General features: G+C 71.2%; 16 protein-coding genes and 1 pseudogene. 5 read left to right on the top strand and 12 right to left on the bottom strand.

Annotation, left to right across the window (positions count from 1 at the left end):
- The first annotated feature begins 41 nt into the window (after positions 1 to 41).
- Complete coding sequence (locus ACFXAZ_RS10580) at positions 42 to 1,451, top strand: amidase (RefSeq protein WP_384587450.1); 1,410 nt, start codon at positions 42 to 44, stop codon at positions 1,449 to 1,451.
- Positions 1,452 to 1,684: 233 nt separating this feature from the next.
- Here the strand turns inward: ACFXAZ_RS10580 and ACFXAZ_RS10575 are convergent, their stop codons facing one another.
- The 12 genes from ACFXAZ_RS10575 to ACFXAZ_RS10520 form a co-directional block, all read right to left on the bottom strand.
- Positions 1,685 to 2,524: an ABC transporter permease gene (locus ACFXAZ_RS10575; RefSeq protein WP_384587447.1), complete on the bottom strand. Its 840-nt coding sequence runs from the start codon at positions 2,522 to 2,524 to the stop codon at positions 1,685 to 1,687.
- On the bottom strand, positions 2,521 to 3,387 hold the full coding sequence (locus tag ACFXAZ_RS10570) for an ABC transporter ATP-binding protein (protein WP_384587444.1): 867 nt from the start codon (positions 3,385 to 3,387) through the stop codon (positions 2,521 to 2,523). Before ACFXAZ_RS10570 ends, ACFXAZ_RS10575 begins: the two co-directional genes overlap by 4 nt.
- Positions 3,384 to 3,848: a Clp protease N-terminal domain-containing protein gene (locus tag ACFXAZ_RS10565; RefSeq protein WP_384587441.1), complete on the bottom strand. Its 465-nt coding sequence runs from the start codon at positions 3,846 to 3,848 to the stop codon at positions 3,384 to 3,386. The genes ACFXAZ_RS10570 and ACFXAZ_RS10565 overlap by 4 nt, the downstream gene beginning before the upstream one ends.
- On the bottom strand, positions 3,845 to 4,060 hold the full coding sequence (locus tag ACFXAZ_RS10560; RefSeq protein WP_382693649.1) for a hypothetical protein: 216 nt from the start codon (positions 4,058 to 4,060) through the stop codon (positions 3,845 to 3,847). The genes ACFXAZ_RS10565 and ACFXAZ_RS10560 overlap by 4 nt, the downstream gene beginning before the upstream one ends.
- An 89-nt stretch (positions 4,061 to 4,149) precedes the next feature.
- A complete protein-coding gene (locus ACFXAZ_RS10555; RefSeq protein WP_384587439.1) occupies positions 4,150 to 5,424 on the bottom strand; it encodes an MFS transporter in 1,275 nt (424 codons plus the stop codon).
- An 81-nt stretch (positions 5,425 to 5,505) separates the two neighbouring features.
- Positions 5,506 to 6,036, bottom strand: a complete 531-nt coding sequence (locus ACFXAZ_RS10550; protein WP_384587437.1) for a carboxymuconolactone decarboxylase family protein — start codon at positions 6,034 to 6,036, stop codon at positions 5,506 to 5,508.
- A 100-nt stretch (positions 6,037 to 6,136) separates the two neighbouring features.
- Positions 6,137 to 6,997, bottom strand: a complete 861-nt coding sequence (locus ACFXAZ_RS10545) for a hypothetical protein (RefSeq protein ID WP_384587435.1) — start codon at positions 6,995 to 6,997, stop codon at positions 6,137 to 6,139.
- 333 nt (positions 6,998 to 7,330) lie between these two features.
- Positions 7,331 to 8,329 (bottom strand): MerR family transcriptional regulator, encoded by a 999-nt coding sequence (locus tag ACFXAZ_RS10540; protein ID WP_384587433.1) that lies wholly within the window; start codon positions 8,327 to 8,329, stop codon positions 7,331 to 7,333.
- A complete protein-coding gene (locus ACFXAZ_RS10535; RefSeq protein WP_384587431.1) occupies positions 8,316 to 9,005 on the bottom strand; it encodes a HEAT repeat domain-containing protein in 690 nt (229 codons plus the stop codon). The genes ACFXAZ_RS10540 and ACFXAZ_RS10535 overlap by 14 nt, the downstream gene beginning before the upstream one ends.
- A 151-nt stretch (positions 9,006 to 9,156) precedes the next feature.
- Entirely contained in the window at positions 9,157 to 10,131 is a 975-nt protein-coding gene (locus tag ACFXAZ_RS10530) for an arylamine N-acetyltransferase (RefSeq protein WP_384587429.1), read from the bottom strand.
- A gap of 546 nt (positions 10,132 to 10,677) precedes the next feature.
- Complete coding sequence (locus tag ACFXAZ_RS10525) at positions 10,678 to 11,835, bottom strand: ADP-ribosylglycohydrolase family protein (protein ID WP_384587427.1); 1,158 nt, start codon at positions 11,833 to 11,835, stop codon at positions 10,678 to 10,680.
- Positions 11,832 to 12,824 (bottom strand): ADP-ribosylglycohydrolase family protein, encoded by a 993-nt coding sequence (locus ACFXAZ_RS10520; RefSeq protein WP_384587425.1) that lies wholly within the window; start codon positions 12,822 to 12,824, stop codon positions 11,832 to 11,834. Before ACFXAZ_RS10520 ends, ACFXAZ_RS10525 begins: the two co-directional genes overlap by 4 nt.
- A gap of 230 nt (positions 12,825 to 13,054) precedes the next feature.
- Here ACFXAZ_RS10520 and ACFXAZ_RS10515 point away from each other — a divergent pair, with 230 nt between their 5' ends.
- The 4 genes and pseudogenes from ACFXAZ_RS10515 to ACFXAZ_RS10500 form a co-directional block, all read left to right on the top strand.
- Positions 13,055 to 14,038 (top strand): LacI family DNA-binding transcriptional regulator, encoded by a 984-nt coding sequence (locus ACFXAZ_RS10515; protein WP_384587724.1) that lies wholly within the window; start codon positions 13,055 to 13,057, stop codon positions 14,036 to 14,038.
- Between the two features lie 52 nt (positions 14,039 to 14,090).
- On the top strand, positions 14,091 to 15,404 hold the full coding sequence (locus ACFXAZ_RS10510) for an ADP-ribosylglycohydrolase family protein (protein WP_384587423.1): 1,314 nt from the start codon (positions 14,091 to 14,093) through the stop codon (positions 15,402 to 15,404).
- Positions 15,405 to 15,460: 56 nt separating this feature from the next.
- Positions 15,461 to 16,834 carry an ABC transporter substrate-binding protein gene (locus ACFXAZ_RS10505; RefSeq protein WP_384587421.1) on the top strand — a complete coding sequence of 458 codons (1,374 nt, stop codon included), beginning with the start codon at positions 15,461 to 15,463 and terminating at the stop codon, positions 16,832 to 16,834.
- A gap of 3 nt (positions 16,835 to 16,837) precedes the next feature.
- Positions 16,838 to 17,091 (top strand): annotated as a pseudogene (locus tag ACFXAZ_RS10500) (sugar ABC transporter permease); the annotation flags it as partial.

The raw sequence follows: 17,091 nt of genomic DNA, 5'->3' as shown, positions 1-17,091 counted from the left end.
AGCGATGACCAGCAGTCCCCGTGCAGGACAAGGAGCCCCCGATGACCAGCCGACCACTGCCCCTGGACGACGCCGCCCGCGCCGAACTCGACGCGCTGCGCACCGGCCTGGCCGAGCTGCCCCGTTCCGAGCTCCGCGCCCCCACGGCCCCGGCCGCCGTCCCCCGCCTGGAGCTGCCCACGCTGCCCGCACCGACCATTCCGCCCGCACTCCCCGGCATCGCGCCGGACGCGCCCCGCGCCACTGTCGATCCGGCGCGAGCCGCCCGCCTCGACGCCCGTCTCGGCGCCCTCACCTGGACGGACTGGCACGCGGACTTCACCCCGGACGGTCCGCTGTCCGGGCTGGCCATCGGCGTCAAGGAGAACTTCGACGTCCAGGGCCGCCCGACCCGCGCGGGGCGAGCGGCGACGCACCCGCCCGCCGACCGGGACGCGGCGGTGGTGGCCCGGCTGCGGTCGGCCGGTGCGCGGCTGGTGGCCGGGTGCGCGATGACCGAACTCGCCGTCTGCCTGGACGGCAATCCGCACCGGCCCGAGACCCGCAACCCCCGGGACGACACCCGGATCGCGGGCGGCTCCTCGTCCGGTTCCGCCGTCGCCGTCGCCGCCGGTTTCGTGGCGGCGGCTCTCGGCAGCGACACCGGCGGTTCGGTACGGATCCCGGCCGCGCTGTGCGGAGTCGTCGGATTCAAGCCGACGTACGATCTGCTCCCGTGCGACGGCTGTGTGCCGCTGTCCCCCTCCCTCGACCATGTCGGTGTCATCACCGCGGACATCGCCACGGCCCTGGCGACCGTCCTCGCGATGGCCACCCCGGGCCTCCCCACCGTCCCTTCCCCGGTACGGCGCCGGGTCCGGGTCGGCTGGCCCGTCGACTGGACCGCCCCCGCCGACCCCGCGGTGAACGAGGTCTGCCGTACCGCCCTCGCCGCGCTGCCCGACTCGATCGAGGTCGTACCCCTGGAGCTGCCGCTGACCACCCGCACCTCGGTGATCACCAATGTCGCCGTACTCGCCGCGGAGGCGGCGATCACGCTGCGGCCCCCGGTCACGGACGACTCCACCGATCCGCGCGCTCGCGCGCTCATCTCGGCAGGAGCACGCCTGACCCCCGACGAGGTACGCGCCGCGCACCGGCAGCGGCTACGGATCGCGAGTGAACTGCGCACCGCGCTCCGCTCGGTCGATGTGATCGCCACCCCCACCGTCGCCGTCACCGCCCCGCCGATCGGCGCCACCGCGATTCCGCTGCCCGACGGGCGGACACTGCGCTGGCCCGACATCGGCGACCACTTCACCGCCGCCGCCAACAGCACCGGCTTTCCCGCCGTGTCGCTGCCCGCGGGGCAGGTGGACGGCCTGCCCGTCGGCCTCCAGCTGATCGCCGGTCCCCACGAGGACGCCTGGCTGCTGCGGCTCGCCGCACTCCTCGAAACCACACGGGGGTGACCGGAGTTCCCCCCGCTCTCGGCCGCGAGGCTTTCGTACGGCCGATACGCGGCACCTCGCCTTCTCGGGCGACGGTACGGGCCGACGCCGTACGGTCCGGCCCGGCAGGCGTACGGCCGAGGCGCGGAAGCCTGGTTCAACCGGGACATGCGGGGTGCTCTGGAGCAGCTCACCCCTCCAGCGGACTCCGTGCCGTAGCCGGGTGGCCAGCGTTTCTCCGGCTGACCCTGGTCTCACCCGATCTTCTGAAGGGCCCGTTCGCGGCGCGCGGCGATGCGGGAGCCGGATTCCCTGCGCGCCATCCTGCGCAGTACGACCGGTGCCACGAGCAGGCCGAAGACTGCCCAGGCGCCCAGTACGCCGACCATCTCCAGGTGCCGCCACGACTCCCCGATCTCGACGGCCATGGCGTCGTACGGCAGCAGTGCGGAGCGCATGCCCAGGCCGAGCCAGTAGAGCGGGAACACCTGGGCGATCCACTGGAGCCACTCCGGCAGCGCGGTGACGGGGTAGAAGATGCCCGAGATGGCGATCATCCCGAGGACGGGCAGCTGGATCAGCCCCTGTGCGCGTGCGCTGGTGAACACCGAGCCGAGAATGGCGCCGATCGGCAGGGTGGCGACCATGCCGAGCAGCACGACCCCGGCGAGTCCCAGCCAGGCCTCCGCGCCGAGGTCGAGTCCGTCGATGAGGAACAGCGCGGGGACCAGGAGAATCGCCAGGTCGGCCAGCAGTCCGCCGGAGACCGAGAGGACCTTGCCGACGAGGTAGCCGGTCATGCCGTGGGGGGTGGCCTTGGCGCGCAGCAGGGTGCCGTCCTCGCGGTCCGCGGTGAGCAACTGGCTCATGCTGACCATGCCGAACGAGGCGTTCATGCCCAGGATGCCCGGCAGCGCGAGGGTGCCGAGCAGCAGCCCTGTGCTCCCGAACTCCGCGTCGCGCAGGAACCACAGGGCGCCCAGCGTCAGAAGGGGCCAGAGCAGGTGGCTGAACAGCTCCGCGCCGTTGGTGAACGACTGCCGCAGCTCGATCAGGCCACGCGTCAGGCCGATGCGCAGCGCACAGGTCGTCATGAGGCCTCCGCCGCGTGCTCCGCTTCGTGCACCAGCGCGAGATACGTCTGCTCCAGCGAGGCCCGGTGGACTTCGAGTTCGCTGATCTCCTCGCCGTGCCGCTGGAGGAGCGTGCGTACGAACTCGGTCGAGCGCGGCGTGGACCGGGAGTGATGCTGCTGGCCATGCCGCCACCGCACGCGGTCCTCACCGGCGATCTGCCGGGCCAGTTCGTGCGGCGTGCCGTCGGCGATGATCCGCCCGTGGCCGAGGATCACGATCCGGTCGGCGAGCTTCTCCGCCTCGTCCAGATCGTGGGTGGTCAGCAGGACCGTGGTGTCCAGTCGGCGCACCAACTCGTGGAACTCACGCCTGGCCTCAGGGTCGAAGCCGGTCGTGGGTTCGTCGAGGAACAGCACGTCGGGGCGGCCCACGATGCCGAGCGCCACATCCAGGCGGCGCCGCTGGCCGCCCGACAGGGTTCTGATCTTCTGCGCCGCCTGGGCGGTCAGGCCGACCGCGTCGACGAGTTCGTCCGGCTCCCACGGGGTACGCGCGCAGCAGGCGTAGTAGGAGACCTGGTGGGCGAGGAGTTCACGGACCCGCCACTTGCCGTGGTCGCGCCAGGACTGGAGCATGACGCCGACCCTGGCGCGCCACCGCTCGTCGGCGTGTGCCGGGTCGGTGCCGAGCACCCGCACACGACCGGCCGAGGGTGTGCGGAAGCCCTCCAGGATCTCGATCGTGGTGGTCTTGCCCGCGCCGTTCGGCCCTAGGAGCGCCACCACCTCGCCCGGCTGTACCCGGAAGGTCACATCGTGCAGGACGTCGGTGCTGCCGTACCGCATACGCAGCCCCTCGACGCTCAGGGCGGCCGGGGTCACAGCTCACTCCGTACCCGTGCGATCAACTCGGCCCGGTCCACGCCCGCGAGGGCGAGGGTGCGCGGGACCGTGCCGACCTCCGCCTGGAGGACTCCGAGCAGCAGGTGGCCGGAGCGCAGGTCCTTCTTGCGGTGCGCGGCGGCCATCCGCTCCATGGCGAGCTTGGACGAGGCGCCCAGCCGGGGGTGGCGTGCGGGATCCTGGGTGGCCCGCGGCAGGTCGAAGTCACCGAGCGACACCCCGGCCGCGGCCAGGCTGTGGGCGAACTCCCGACGCAGGGCGTCCTTGAGGGCTACGTGGTCCAGGCCGGCCGCGTGGAGCACGCGCTGTGCGTCGGTGCCGTCCCCGGCCGCCACCGCCAGCAGCAGATGGTGGGCGTCGATGGTCGCCGAACTGTCCTCCCTGGCCTCGGCCTCGGCCCGGTCCATGACCGACTGGAGGTATGTGTCGAACCGGCTCATCCCCGCCTCCTCAAGGTGACTCCGGCGGCGATGAGCCGCTTGGCGTGCTTCTTGTAGACCGCTTGGCGCGTGATGCCGAGTGCCTCGGCGACCTGCGGCCAGCCCCAGCCGGACCGCATCGCCTGTTCGACGGCGGCGTCTTCGAGCTGATCGGCGAGGCGGCGCAGGGCGGCGACGGCCGCGAGGGCGTCCGCGGGATCCTTGCTGGACATGTAAGCAACCGTAGTTGACTAATCGAGCCGAAGCAACCTTGGTTGCTAAACCTGGTCGGGCGGTGTCGGCGGAGAGTGGGGGGAGCTTCTCAAGCCGCCTTGGTCAGGGTGGACCTGTCCGTCCGGGGCGCGGGGCGGAGGCGCGTCGCCGGTTCGGTTGCGGCTGGTGGCCCGTCGTGGCGTGGCCACAGGAGGAGGGCGCCGGTGGTGCCCGCCGCGGCGAGGACCGCGAGGACGGACCAGGTGAGGGTGAAGCCGGCGTTCGTGCCGAGCCGGCCCGCGATGGGGTAGGTGATCAGCCAGGCCAGGTGGGACAGGGAGAACTGGGCCGCGAAGGCCCCGGGGATCTCGGGAGGCGCGACCGAGGCGCGCAGGATGGTGCCGGTCGGCGTGATGATCAGCGCCATGCCGGTGCCGATCACGGTCCAGACGAGCGCCGTACCGGTCCAGGTGGCCAGGTCGGCCGCGGAGAAGGCGACGACGGCGATCGTGGCGACGGTGAGGACCGCGGCGCCGGTCGTCATGACGGTGCGGGCGGCGATCCGGTCGAGTACGCGGGGCAGCGCGAGGGCGGCCAGGAGGGTTCCGCCGCCGGAGGCGGCCAGCATCCACGCGACGTCCGACCGCGAGCCGCCGAGTTCGTCACGGACGTAGTTGACGGTGTTGACGACGACGATCGATCCCGCTGCCGCGACCACGAGGTTGAGCGCCATGACGCCGCGCAGCCGCGGTGTCCTGACGAATGTCCTGATCCCCGCCGCCGCCTTGTCCCATGCCCGGGTGTGGGCACCGGGACGGGCGTCGGGGATGCGCGTGGGCAGGATGAGCAGGGCGGAGAGCAGAAATCCGGCGGAGGTGCCCAGGAACAGCCGGTCGAAGCTGATGAACGCCAGGGCGGCCGCTGCCAGTACGGGGCTGAGCAGGGTCTCCATGGTGGCGGCGACCTGGGAGGCGGACAGGGCCCGGGTGTAGTCGGACTCGTCGGTGACGATGTCGGGGATGACGGCCTGGAACGTCGGCGTGAACGCGGCGGACGCGGCTTGGAGCAGGCCGATCAGGACGTAGATGTGCCATATCTCGGTGACGAGCGGCAGGGCCAGGACCACCGCGGCGCGCACTGTGTCGAGGAGGACGAGGAGGGTTCTTCGGGGGAAGCGGGTGACGTACGCGGCGGCCAGGGGCGCGATGACCACGTACATGACCATCTTGACGGTCAGTGCGGTGCCGAGAACAGTGCCGGCGCGCGGCCCGGCGAGGTCGTAGGCGAGCAGTCCGAGGGCCACTGTCGTCAGCCCGGTACCGAACAGGGCGATGATCTGGGCGCTGAACAGGTAGCGGTAGTCGCGGATGGCGAACAGTCGCATGGCGTGTTCCTTCCGTGTCCATGCGGCGGGGCACGGCCCTGGGACGAGGGTCGTGCCCCGTGGCGGGGGGCCGGTGTGGTGCTACGCATCGGTGTCGCTCCCCGGTGTGAGCCCGGCGAGCAGATTGAACGAGCCGGTGAGGATGTTGAGCGCGACGACGCCCACCACGTCGGCTATCGCGCGGTCGCTGTGGCCGTGCTCGCGCAGCGCGGTGACCTGTTCGTCGGTGATCGACGTCGGCTCGCGGTAGATCTGGAGGGCGAGGGCGATGATCGCCGCGGTCGCGGGATCGGCCGAGGTGCCCGCGCGGGCCCGCTCGATCTCCTCCCCGTCCACTCCCATGGCGCGGGCGGCGCTGACGTGGGCGTCGAGACAGAGTCCGCAGCCCTGTAGGGCCTGGATGGCGATCGAGATCCGTTCGCTCGTCGCGCGGTTGAGCTTGGCGCGGCCCATGGCCCGGCTGAGCTGTAGGTAGCCGCCCAGCACGGCGGGCGAGTGGGCCATGGTGGAGACCATGTCGCCGAGTTGGCCGTGGCGGGACACCAGTTCGGCGAGGAGGTCGCGCGAGGCGCCGACCGCGGTGTCGGGCGTGAGTCGGGTCAGACGGGGCATGACGGTCCTTCCGGCGGGGGTGGGGCGAACGGGCCGGGGGAGTGCGGGGCCGGCCGCGGGTACTCGGCTCGTTGAGCGCCTGTGGCCCGGCCCTTGCCGCTCAGCGGTGCGCGTGATCTGCGTGGTGCGTGTGGTGCCCGTGGCGGTGGTCCGTGTGCGCGGGCGCGGCCTGGGGCGCCGCGCCCGAGCGGGAAGAGGCCGCGGTGGCAGGCACGGTGAACTCGGCTGTCCGGACGCCGTCCGCGTGCCGGAAGTCCAGGTAGAGGCGGTAGGTGCCGCCCGACGGCGCGGTGGCCATGAAGGTGATCTCGGGCCCCGGCTCGGTGGTGCCGTCATCGGGCGCGCCTTCCGGGTGGACATGGAGATAGCCCAGGTCACCGACCCGCAGCGCCACCAGGTGCCCGTACGCGCCCAGGTAGGGCTGTAGGTCGGTGACGGGCCGTCCGTCCCGGCTGACGGTGAGCGTCAGGTCGCTCGCCTCGCCGGGCGTGAGTTCGCCGTCGAGGGTGACGGTGTAGGCGCCGACATGAGCGGTGCGGGTTTCCCCGGGAAGCGGCCGGGGGTCGTACTGTCCGGCGACCGAGGCGTCGATCCCCAGGGTCATGGCCCCGTCGTGGCCGGCCGGGTGGATGTCCGCGAAGAACCTCCAGTCTCCCGGTTCCAGGGCCAGTTCGACGCTCCAGGTGCCCTTGCGGTCCATCACCGGGTGTACGTGCTGGAATCCGGCAGTGTCGCGCCGGACGGCGATGAGGTGCAGTTCCTTCTCGTGCTCGGGCGTGAACTCGGTCACGGGCTGTCCGTCGGGACCGATCACCCGGAAGGTGACGGTCTGCACCCCGGTGGACAGGATCGTCGAGTCGAACTGGAGGGTGTACCCGCCCTCGGAAACCGACAGCCCGCCCGGCCGGGCTCCGCCGTGGCCGCTGTGGCTGGTCATGTCGTGGCCGGAATTGTTCTTCATGGTGCTCTCCACCCGTGTGATGCGCCTGCCGACGCTGTCCGTGTTCAAGGAACAGCATACCCCCGGGGGGTATTCCCGCAAGGGGTTTCTCCGACGTTCGATGTCCAGGGTGTTGCCGATCCGTTCGAGCCTGACGACCGCAGAACGGACGTACCCCCATGACCGTCACCCCGATCGATCTCTTCGCTTCCGTCCTCCACCTTGGCCAGAGCGGCCAGGTACGCGCCGAGCAACTCGTCTTCGATCCCGGGCGGGACGGCTGAAGTCCAATGTGTGTTCCCGAGCCCGATCCGGACAGCGTCAACGCCATCCCCGGCTCCCAGGGAGAGCATGTCACCCTGTGTCGCGGAGCTGGAGAAGGTACGCGGCGGTCAGTGCGACGGCCCGGTCCTCGTCATCCGACAGTTTCACGAGGGCATGTGACGCCGTCTCCCCCGGAAGGCCCGCCAGCGCCTGGGTCAGGCGTCGACGCGCGGGTGCCTCCATGGTGCCGTCGGCCAGGCGGTCGACGAGCCTGCCCGCGATCTGATCGGCCTTCGCGGTACCCCCGGCCAGCTCGCTCAGCGCGTCGGCCGCGTCGGTGTCGTTGCGGCCCGCCACGATCATGTCGATGAGCGTCGGGACCGCTTCGGCCACCCCACGTGTCCCGAGCGCCAGCGCCGCATGCCCACGGACCCCGACGTCGGGGTCCGTGAGAGCGTCCCGCAGGTGCGCGGTCGCCGCACCATGGGGCATCTCGGCGAGGGCCTGCACGGCGCGTCCGCGCACCGCGGCCACCGGTGAGCCGAGGCCGTTCGCCAGCAGCGCCGGGGCGTCGTCACCCGACCGCGCCAGCGCCCAGCGAAGAGCACCGGCGACATTCGGCTCCGTCTCGCCGAGCGCCGCCTCGACCAGGGCCTCCACCGGAACCCTGTCGACCGAGGAGAGCGCCGCGCGCTGGCGGGCGTCGGCGCTCTGCGACCCCAGCGCCTGGAGAAGCGCAACGACCTGGAGGACGTCCTCCCAGCCGGTGGGATCCGCGGCATCGATCCGGCGCAGCCGCGTGAGCAGCTCGGTCTCGGCCGCGATGCGCTCGCGCGTCTGACGGATGAGGTCGTCGACGAGTGCCGAGGGCGTGAAACCGGGATCGTCCAGCGCCCGCCCGATCTCACGCAGCGACAACCCCAGCGACCGCAGGCTCTCGATGTGGAAGATCCGCCGGATGTCCTGCGCCGAGTACTCCCGATAGCCGGAGCCCGTACGGCCCGAAGGCCGCACCAGGCCGAGCGATTCGTAGTGCCGGAGCATGCGGGCACTGACCCCGGACCGTTTCGACACCTCACCGATCAGCACGGCTGCCATCGTCCGTCTGCGGGGCGCCGGTGAGGGCCACGACGCGCTTGGCCTCCTCGATCGCCCACGCGAATCCGGCGTCCGGGTCGCGCAGCAGCCGTTGTGTCGCGAGCGCGTGCGCCCGTACGCGGGGGTCGGCGGCCGTTGTCGCGGCATGCAGGGCCGGCCCGATCACCTCACCCAGTGCGACCAGCGCCTGGCTGAGACTGAGCTGCGTCTCCTGCTCACCGCGCCCGAGCTGCGTCGCCAACACCGTGGCCAAGGCGGTCTCCTCGCCCTCCGGTACAAGTACGACCGCCGCCCGCCAGGCGCTTCTGGCCACCTCGTCGTCGGGGTCGGACAGCAACGCCCGGGTGATCGCGGGCCACGCCCGGCCGTCCCCGATCTTGGACAGTGTGTGCAGCGCCTGACTGCGTGCCTGCGCACGCTCCGAGCGGACTTCGCGGAGCAGCTCGTGCAGCGTCAGTGACACCGGCTGACGGGTGAGCGCCCAGGTCAGCATGTCGCGGACGAAGAATTCGGGCTCGCTCGCGCATCGCTCGACGAGCTTGTCGACAAAGCGCGGGTCAGGCACCGTACCGGCCGCCAGGGCAGCCCGCAGCCGCACCGACGGACGACCGTCCTCCAGACCCTGGAGCACCCGTTCCGCCTCCACGTCCTGTCTCGTCATGGTCATCGCGACCACCTCCTTGGCAGCAGTGAAGACCTTGACACGGTGACAAGGTCAAACGACACCGGCTGCCCGAGCGCCGCATTCGACGCACCCGACCTCAGCGTGCCCGGGCGGCACCGGCCACCCGCCACCACATTCCGCGGTCCGCCCAAGGTCAGCCCGCAGCGACGATCCCGCGGGTCTCCTCCTCGCTGAGGGCGATCCCGAACACGCCGCGCAGCGTCTCGTCGAGGGCTTTCGAGGGGATACGTTCGAGGGTGCTCGTGCCGTCGGGGAGGGTCGTGACGAGCGTGAGGTCGTCAAGACCGTAGTGGGCCGTCGGGGTCAGGCGCTGCACGAAGAGGCGGCTGACGAACGGGGAGCGCGGATGGCTGCCCACGAAGTGGCTGCCGACCACGTAGTCGATCGGGTACTGGGCCGTGAGGGTGAAGGTGTGGCGGTCGATCCAGTCGGCCGACGCCCTTCCGTGGCCCTCGCCCGGGTCGCCCCCCGTGCCCGGAGCGCTCTGGTACATCCACCATTGGCCGATGCCATGGGTGCTGGGACGGCGCTCCAGGCGATGCCGCCAACCGTCGTACTCGACATGGGCCCCGTCCCTCAGCTCGATCGGCCCCATCGGCCCGGCGCCGTAACCGACATCGCACAGCCACGTACGGTCGTCGTCACGGGTGATCACCGCGAGCAACGCGTGGGTGGGGGGAAGCACCTTCGGTGCGCCCAGGCTGATCCGGCCGGTCAGGCCGGTGACATGGAAACCGAGGCGTTCCACGGCGGCGGCGAAGAGGAGGACGTGCTCGAAGCAGTAGCCGCCGCGCCGGCCGTGGACGAGGCGGGCCTCGATCGAGGGCAGGTCCAGCGGGAGGGGGCGGCCGAGCACCGCGTGGACGTTCTCGAAGGGGATGCCGGTGGTGTGGGCACGCTGGAGGTCCCGGAGGACCGCCAGGGTGGGCTCGCGCGGGCCGCTGTACGCGATCCGCTCCAGGTAGGCGTCGACATCGAGGAGATCGCCGGACCATCGGTCGGAGCGGTGGTCCGTGGGGCGGGGGCCGGAGCGGAGTGCCGAGGCGCCGGCATCGGCGTTCGGGGCCGGGAGGGGGGTGCCCGTGATGGCGGAGGGCCATGTGTCCATGACCCCAGCCTCGTACCTCAACCTGCCTTGAGGTCAAACCGGCGGGCGGCGTCACGCTTCGGGCCCACCGGTCCGTGCTTGTGCCCGGCCTACGGGGCTGTGCCTGTGCCCGGCTCAGTGGCCCGTGCCCGAGCCCGGCCCACTGGGCAGACTCGGGTACGGCTGCGACCTTGACTGTCCTCGGCCGGGAGCGGAAGATCCGCCAGTTCACGCTGCTCCGCGCCGCTGCCGACGGAGAGCCGCCAGTTGCTCGCCGAGGCCGCGGACCGGCGGGTCTCCACAGACCCGGCGCGGTCACCGGTCGCCTCGACTGGACACGAGCGGTACGGCGGACAGCCCCCGATCATGACCCCGCTACGGGCCCACGCCCCGGCCTGCGAGGCAGGCGAGGCAGGCGAGGCCGCTCACGCACCACCAGTCGCCGGCACCCCTCTCCGTCATCGCGCCGTGGCCCGGACACGAGACGCAGGGCACCTCGATGATCTGGGACCCCGGAAGGGTCGGAAGAACCAGCCGGAGTCCCCGGACCTCGGGCCAGGCAGCACGTCAGAGCCGGCGAATGGCGTTGCCGGCACCGTGCTGCACAGCGCCGGGCTCGTCCCCCTCTCGTGCCGAGACGAGGTCGTCGGCGAGGGTGATGAGTGAGGTGCCGGCCAGGTGCGGAAGGCAGTGGCCGCGTACCTGGTCGACCTTCTCGCGCCAGCGCACCGGCAGGGTGTGGGCGCCGTGGAGAGCGCCGGCGAGGGCGCCCACCATCGCGGGCATGCTGTCGCTCTGCTTGGCGACCATGCCGGCCAGCGGAAGCGCGGTGACCGGGTTCCCACCGGTCGACAGGGTGATCGCGAAGGCGGAGGCGAGCGTCTCCGGTGCGACGGTGCCGAAGCTGTAAGAGGCGTTGGCCACCTGGTCGTTGAGGTCCGCGACAAGGTCCAGGGGAGTGGCGGACGCGGCGGCCAGGTCGAGGGCGCGCGTCAGCTGGCGGGAGAGCCAGCTGTCCCGCGGGATCTGGGCGACCCCGATGGCCACCGCCTCGACGGCGTCCGCTCCGGACAGCGCCGCGGAGATGCCGGCCGCCATCGCCGCCGCAGCCCACACACCGTCGTCGGCGTGGGTGATCTCGGCGAGACGGGTGGCCACCCGGGCCGCCTGGTCGGGGTGCCCGGCGTGACGGATGCCGACCGGTACCGCGCGCGCCACGGCGCTGTCGTCGAAGCAGGCCGGGTTGTCGTTCCCGGTGGCGGGGGGTACGAGGCCCGCCTGGGCATTGACGATCGACGAGCGCTCGGCGATCCCGGACCACACCTCGTCGGCCCGGTCCACCACCTGCTGCCGCCAGCCGGCGAAGAGTTCCTCGCTCGTCGCGTCGTAGGTGGAGCCGAGGAGGATGTGCGCGGCGACGACGGCGAACTCGGTGTCGTCGGTCCCGGCCAGTTCCAGCGGCTCGGGGCGGCCCAGGGTGAACGGCAGGGGGAAGCGCAGCACCTGGTTGGTGTCGGCCTCGGCGCCGAAGTGCCACAGCCACTGGCGGGGCTCGCCGAGGCGGGCGCCCCGGTGGTAGAGGGCGGGCAGTCCGGCCGCGTCGCCGATCGCCAGGCCCAGCAGGGCGCCGCGAGCGCGATCGCGCGGGTCCGGGGCGGAAGCGGCGGGGGCGGTCATGGCGCTGGACCCTTCCTGGACGGCGTCCTGAGCGGTGGGAGAAGTCATGAGCTGGCCTTCCTGGCGAGCAGCGTCGCGTGCAGGGTCCGGGCGAGGTCGGCGAGGTCGGTGTCCGCCGTCGAGGCGATGCAGTGACCGCGCACGACGTTGATCCGCTGCCGCCACTGCTCGGGCACGGCCTGCGAACCGTGGAGCGCGCCGGCCATGGACCCGGCCATCGCGGCGATGGTGTCGGCGTCACGGCCGATGTTGGTGCCGCCGAGCACCGCGGGAACATACTCGCCCCGGGCGGCGACGAAGACGCCCATGGCCAGGGCCGTCGCCTCCGGTCCCACATCGGCGAACGGGTAGTGGAAGATCGAGATCCGCGCGTACAGCTCGTCCAGGGCGGTCGGCAGATCATCGTTCGCGGAGCCGATGTCGACCGCGCGCCGGATGGTCCGCCCCGTCCAGGAGTCGGCGGGTGCGGCGGCGAGCGCGGCCTCCACGACGTCCTGCCAGGAGTCGGTGGTGAGTGCCGCCGCGACACCGGCGGCGATGACCTGGGCGCAGTAGATCCCGTCCTTGGCGTGGGAGACCTGGGCCTCGATGGCGGCCAGCTCGGCGGCCGCGACCGGATCGCCCGCGCAGAGGATGCCGACGGGCGCGATCCGCATCGCGGCCCCGTCGCTCCACATCTCGTGGTTGTCGCTTCCCGTGACGGGCGGCGCCAGCCCGGCGCGGAGGTTGTTGATCGCGGTCATCTCGCTGAACCCGCCGCCGTAGAAGCCGCCCACCTGGTTGACCAGGTTGTCGGTCCAGGCGTCGCCGACCTGGGCCGGGGTCGGCTGTCCGTCATGGTCCAGCAGTATCCGTGCGGTCAGCACGGCGTACTCGGTGTCGTCGGTACCGGCCGGGTCGTCGTCGACGAAGTCGGACACCCACCCGTACCGGTCGATGATCTGCGCCCTGGTGAGGCCCTCGGTCGGAGCCCCGAGCGCGTCACCCACCGCCTGTCCGATGAGCGCGCCGTACACACGCTCGAACGATGAAATCACTGGCCTCTTCCTTGCCTAGCTTCCCCGTGGGGTCATGCAAGACGATTTGCGCGCCAACTCAAACCGATGCCTGGCCCGACGTCAAGACTCAGCCACGAATTCGCTGGATCGTCTTGAGATTGGCAATTAATGCGCGGTTTACCTCTTGACAACAGTGGTGTGCGGGGTCGAATGTTTCGGCCACGAAGCGCAAAACGTTTTGTAAGGAGATCAGGGTGCCGCAGGTCGGGATGACAGAGGTCGCCGCACGAGCCGGGGTTTCCGTCACGACGGTGTCTCACGTCCTGTCAGGGCGCCGACCGGTCGCCGAGCGCACCAGGGCCCGCGTCCTCGCGGTGATCGAGGAGCTGGGATACCAGCCCAACTCACTTGCCCAGGGACTGCGGACCCGCCGCACGATGACCGTCGGTCTGCTGGTCCCCGACCTGACCAACCCGTTCTATCCGATGGTCCTGCGCGGCCTCGACGACGTCCTGGTGCCGGTCGGTTACCGCGTCGTGGCCTGCAACACCGACGGCGTCCGCGAGCAGGAGGCGGCGTTCCTGCGGGACATGGCGGGACGCAGCGTGGACGGCGCCGTGATCGCCGCCTTCCAACTGCCCCGCAAGGACCTGCTGGACCATCGCAGAACCATGCCGGTGGTCCGGCTCGGCGGCGGCTACTTCGACGCCGATCTCGGCGACCTGGTCCGCAGCGATGACGAGGGCGGCATGGCCCAGGCCGTGCGCTATCTGCTCGAACAAGGGCGGCAGCGCGTCGCCTACATCGGTGGCCGCCGGCACACCGGTCCCAGCGATCTCCGTGAGACCGGCTACCGCCGGGCTCTGGCAGAGGCAGACCGGGTCATCGACGAGGACCTGGTGCTCCGGGGCGGCTTCACCCGGGACGCGGGCCGGGAGGCGGCGGAGATCCTGCTGGCGAGGGACGCGCGGCCGGATGCCATCGCCTGCGCCAACGACCTCATCGCGATCGGCGTCCTCGATGCCGCCCGCAAGCTCGGCCTCCGGGTACCGGAGGAGCTGGCCGTCACCGGCTACGACGACATCGACGCCGCGTTCCTGGTCACCCCCGCGCTGACGACGGTGGTGAACCCGGCCCGTGAGGTGGGGCGCGCCTGCGGCGCGGCTCTCCTGCGGCAGCTCACGGCGGAGGAAGCCGAACCCGCGCGGGAACTCGTCATCGCCAACGCCCTGGTCCGCCGGGAGTCGGCCTGAGAGCCCGACCCCTGAGAACCCCTTGTACATGAACCGACAGGAGCAGTGAACGGTGCACCACGACCACCAGCCCCACGATCCGCGTGAACTGCTGCGCTGGGAGCTGGCACAGAGGCGGGAGAGCGGCTTCGCGCTGGGCGATCTCGCCGAAGCCGGGCAGCGAGCCGCCGACGGCGACGACCCGGCGGCGGCCCGCGGGATCCTCGACGAGCTGTACGCGACAAGCCGCGACGAGAGCTGGGCGTACGAGGAGCCCGAGGGCCTTGAGGCCATCCTCGCCAGTCTCCCCGACGCCGCTCCGGTGACCACCGTCGGCGGCGCCGAGCTGAGTGACCGGATGCTCGGCGCCTGGCTCGGCCGGTGCGCCGGCTGCAACCTCGGCAAGCCGGTCGAGAGCGGCGACCACTGGACGGCCGGCCATCTGCGCACGTACCTCCAGCTGGCCGACGCGTACCCGCTGCGCGACTACGTCCCCGTCCTCGACCCCATGCCCGAGGGGTTCGAGCTGCGTGAGTTCTGGCCCTACACCACCCGTGGCCGTATCACGGAGAGCGCCCGGGACGACGACATCGACTACACGATTCTCGGCCTGCACCTCATCGAGGAGTACGGACTGGGCTTCACCACCGCCGACGTGGCGAGGGAGTGGCTCGACCGGCTGCCGTACACCCAGACGTTCACCGCCGAGCGGGTCGCCTACCGCAACCTGGCGATCGGGCACGACCCCAGCCAGGCTGGGCAGGTCGACAACCCCTACCGGGAGTGGATAGGCGCCCAGATCCGCGCCGACATCTTCGGCTACGTCCACCCGGGCGACCCGAGAGCGGCAGCCGAACTCGCCTATCGCGACGCGGCGCTCTCGCACTCGGCCAACGGTGTGTACGGGGAGATGTGGTCGGCCGCGCTCGTGGCCGCCGCGTTCACCGGCACCGCCCGGCAGGCCGTCGAGGCGTCCCTGACCTGCATTCCGCCCGGCAGCCGCCTGGCCGAAGCCATCCGATTCGTCCTCGACCGGTACGCGGCTGGGGACACCTGGGAGGAAGCACGCGCGGCCATCGGGGACCGCTACGGCCACTACTCCTGGGTCCACACGGTCAACAACGCGGCCCTCGTCACGGCCGGCCTCCTGTGGGGGGACGGTGACTTCACCGCCACCATCGGGCTCACCGTGCAGGGCGGCTGGGACACCGACTCCAACGGCGCCACCGCCGGCAGCGTCGCGGGAATCGTCTGCGGCGCGCAGGGGATTCCGCCGCACTGGGTCGAGCCGTTCCACGACACCGCGCGCAGCGCGATCCGCGGCTTCGACCGCTCCCGTATCTCGGATCTCGCCGAGCGCACCGTGCGGCTGGTGACCAACAGATGACTTTCCACCGGCCCCGCCCGTACCACAGCGGACACCAGAATTCGGAGGCTGCTTCTATGTCTGCCCATCTCTCACGCCGCCGGTTCTTGCAGCTCAGCGGCGCCGCCGCCCTCGGTGCGACGGCTCTGACCGCCTGCGGATCGGGGAGCGGCTCCTCCGGCAACCAGATCAACTTCTGGGGCGCGTTCGCGAGCAAGGACATCGAGAAGTACTTCCAGCAGCACTTCATCGACGCCTACAACAAGACCGCGACCGGTGCGGACGCCCTTCAGGTCCGCCTCACGATCAAGCAGATCGACACCATCGACCGGCTCACCCAGACCGCCGTCGCCTCGGGCAGCGGCCCCGACCTCATCACCACCACCGGTCCGGCACAGACACTGGGCTACGTCAACAACGGCAACCTGCTGCCGCTGGACGAGTACGTGGACAAGCTCGGCTGGCAGGACGCCTTCCTGCCCTGGGCCCTGGACGCCGCGCGCGTGGACGGCAAGCTGTACTCGCTCCCCGCCAACCTCGAAACGCTGTCCATCTACTTCAACCCGGCCACGCTCAGCGAGCACGGATGGAAGCCGCCGACCACCCGGGCCGAGTTCGAAGACCTGTGCAAGGACGCGAAGGACAAGGGCATCGTGCCCGTCGGCGCGGGCAACGCGGAGTGGAAGCCGGCCACCGAGTGGCATGTGACCTGGGTCTGGAACACCTTCGCCGGGCCCGAGGCCCTCTACGAGGCGCTCACCGGGAAGCGCAAGTGGTCCGACCCCGTCTTCGTCGACGCGATCGCCCTGCTCAAGAGCTGGTTCGACAAGGGCTGGTTCGGCGGCAGCACGGACCGCTACTTCACCAACAAGTTCACGACCATCTACGAGCAGCTGGCGGGCGGCGAGGCGGCCCTGTTCTTCAACGGCTCGTGGACGTTCAGCGAGATCGGCCCGTACTTCGGCGAGGCGGCCGGCAACGACGCCACCTGGGACTGGGCGCCCCTGCCGTCCCTGAACAGCGGAGTGCCCGCACAGGTACAGCCTCTGTCGATCGGCACCGCCTACTCCGTCAGCAAGGACTGCAAGCACCCCGACCAGGCCGCCAACTGGCTCGACTACGTCCTCACCGATCCCAGCCGCCAGCTGGGCTACCTGGCCTCCACCGGCGTCGCACCCGCGCCCGTCACGATGCCCGAGAGTGCCTTCCCCGCGGACATCGACCCCCGGATCAAGCGGCAGTACCTCTCGCTCAGCCAGGCGCAGCACATCGGCTACACCACCTGGACCTTCTGGCCGCCGAAGTCGGACACCTACATCTACGAGCAGATGGAAAAGGTGCTCACCGGCAACCTCAGCCCCAAGGACTACTGCGTCGGGCTCGACGAGCTGTTCCAGCAGGAGCTGAAGGCCGGCGAGCGGCCACCCGTGCCCGCTCCGAAGGGCGCGTGAGCCATGGCAGTTCTCCATGCCGACCGCGCCAAGGCGCCACACGCGCCGCCCAGCCGGGGTGCCCGCCGCTCCAAGATGCGGCGCAATCTCATCGGGTTCGCGTTCATGACCCCGCTGCTCGTGGTGAATGTCGTCGTGATCGCGGTGCCCGCCTCCCTGTCGGTCTGGTACTCCTTCACCGACTGGACCGGGCTCGGTCCGGCGAATTTCGTCGGGCTGGACAACTACACCCGGCTCTTCGGTGACCCGGAGTTCCG

Origin of the sequence: Streptomyces sp. NPDC059477 (genome assembly GCF_042749375.1) — a bacterium.
Taxonomy (GTDB): Bacteria; Actinomycetota; Actinomycetes; order Streptomycetales; family Streptomycetaceae; genus Streptomyces.
The sequence above is the reverse complement of the archived record's forward strand: the minus strand, read 5'-3'. Positions and strand labels throughout refer to the sequence as shown.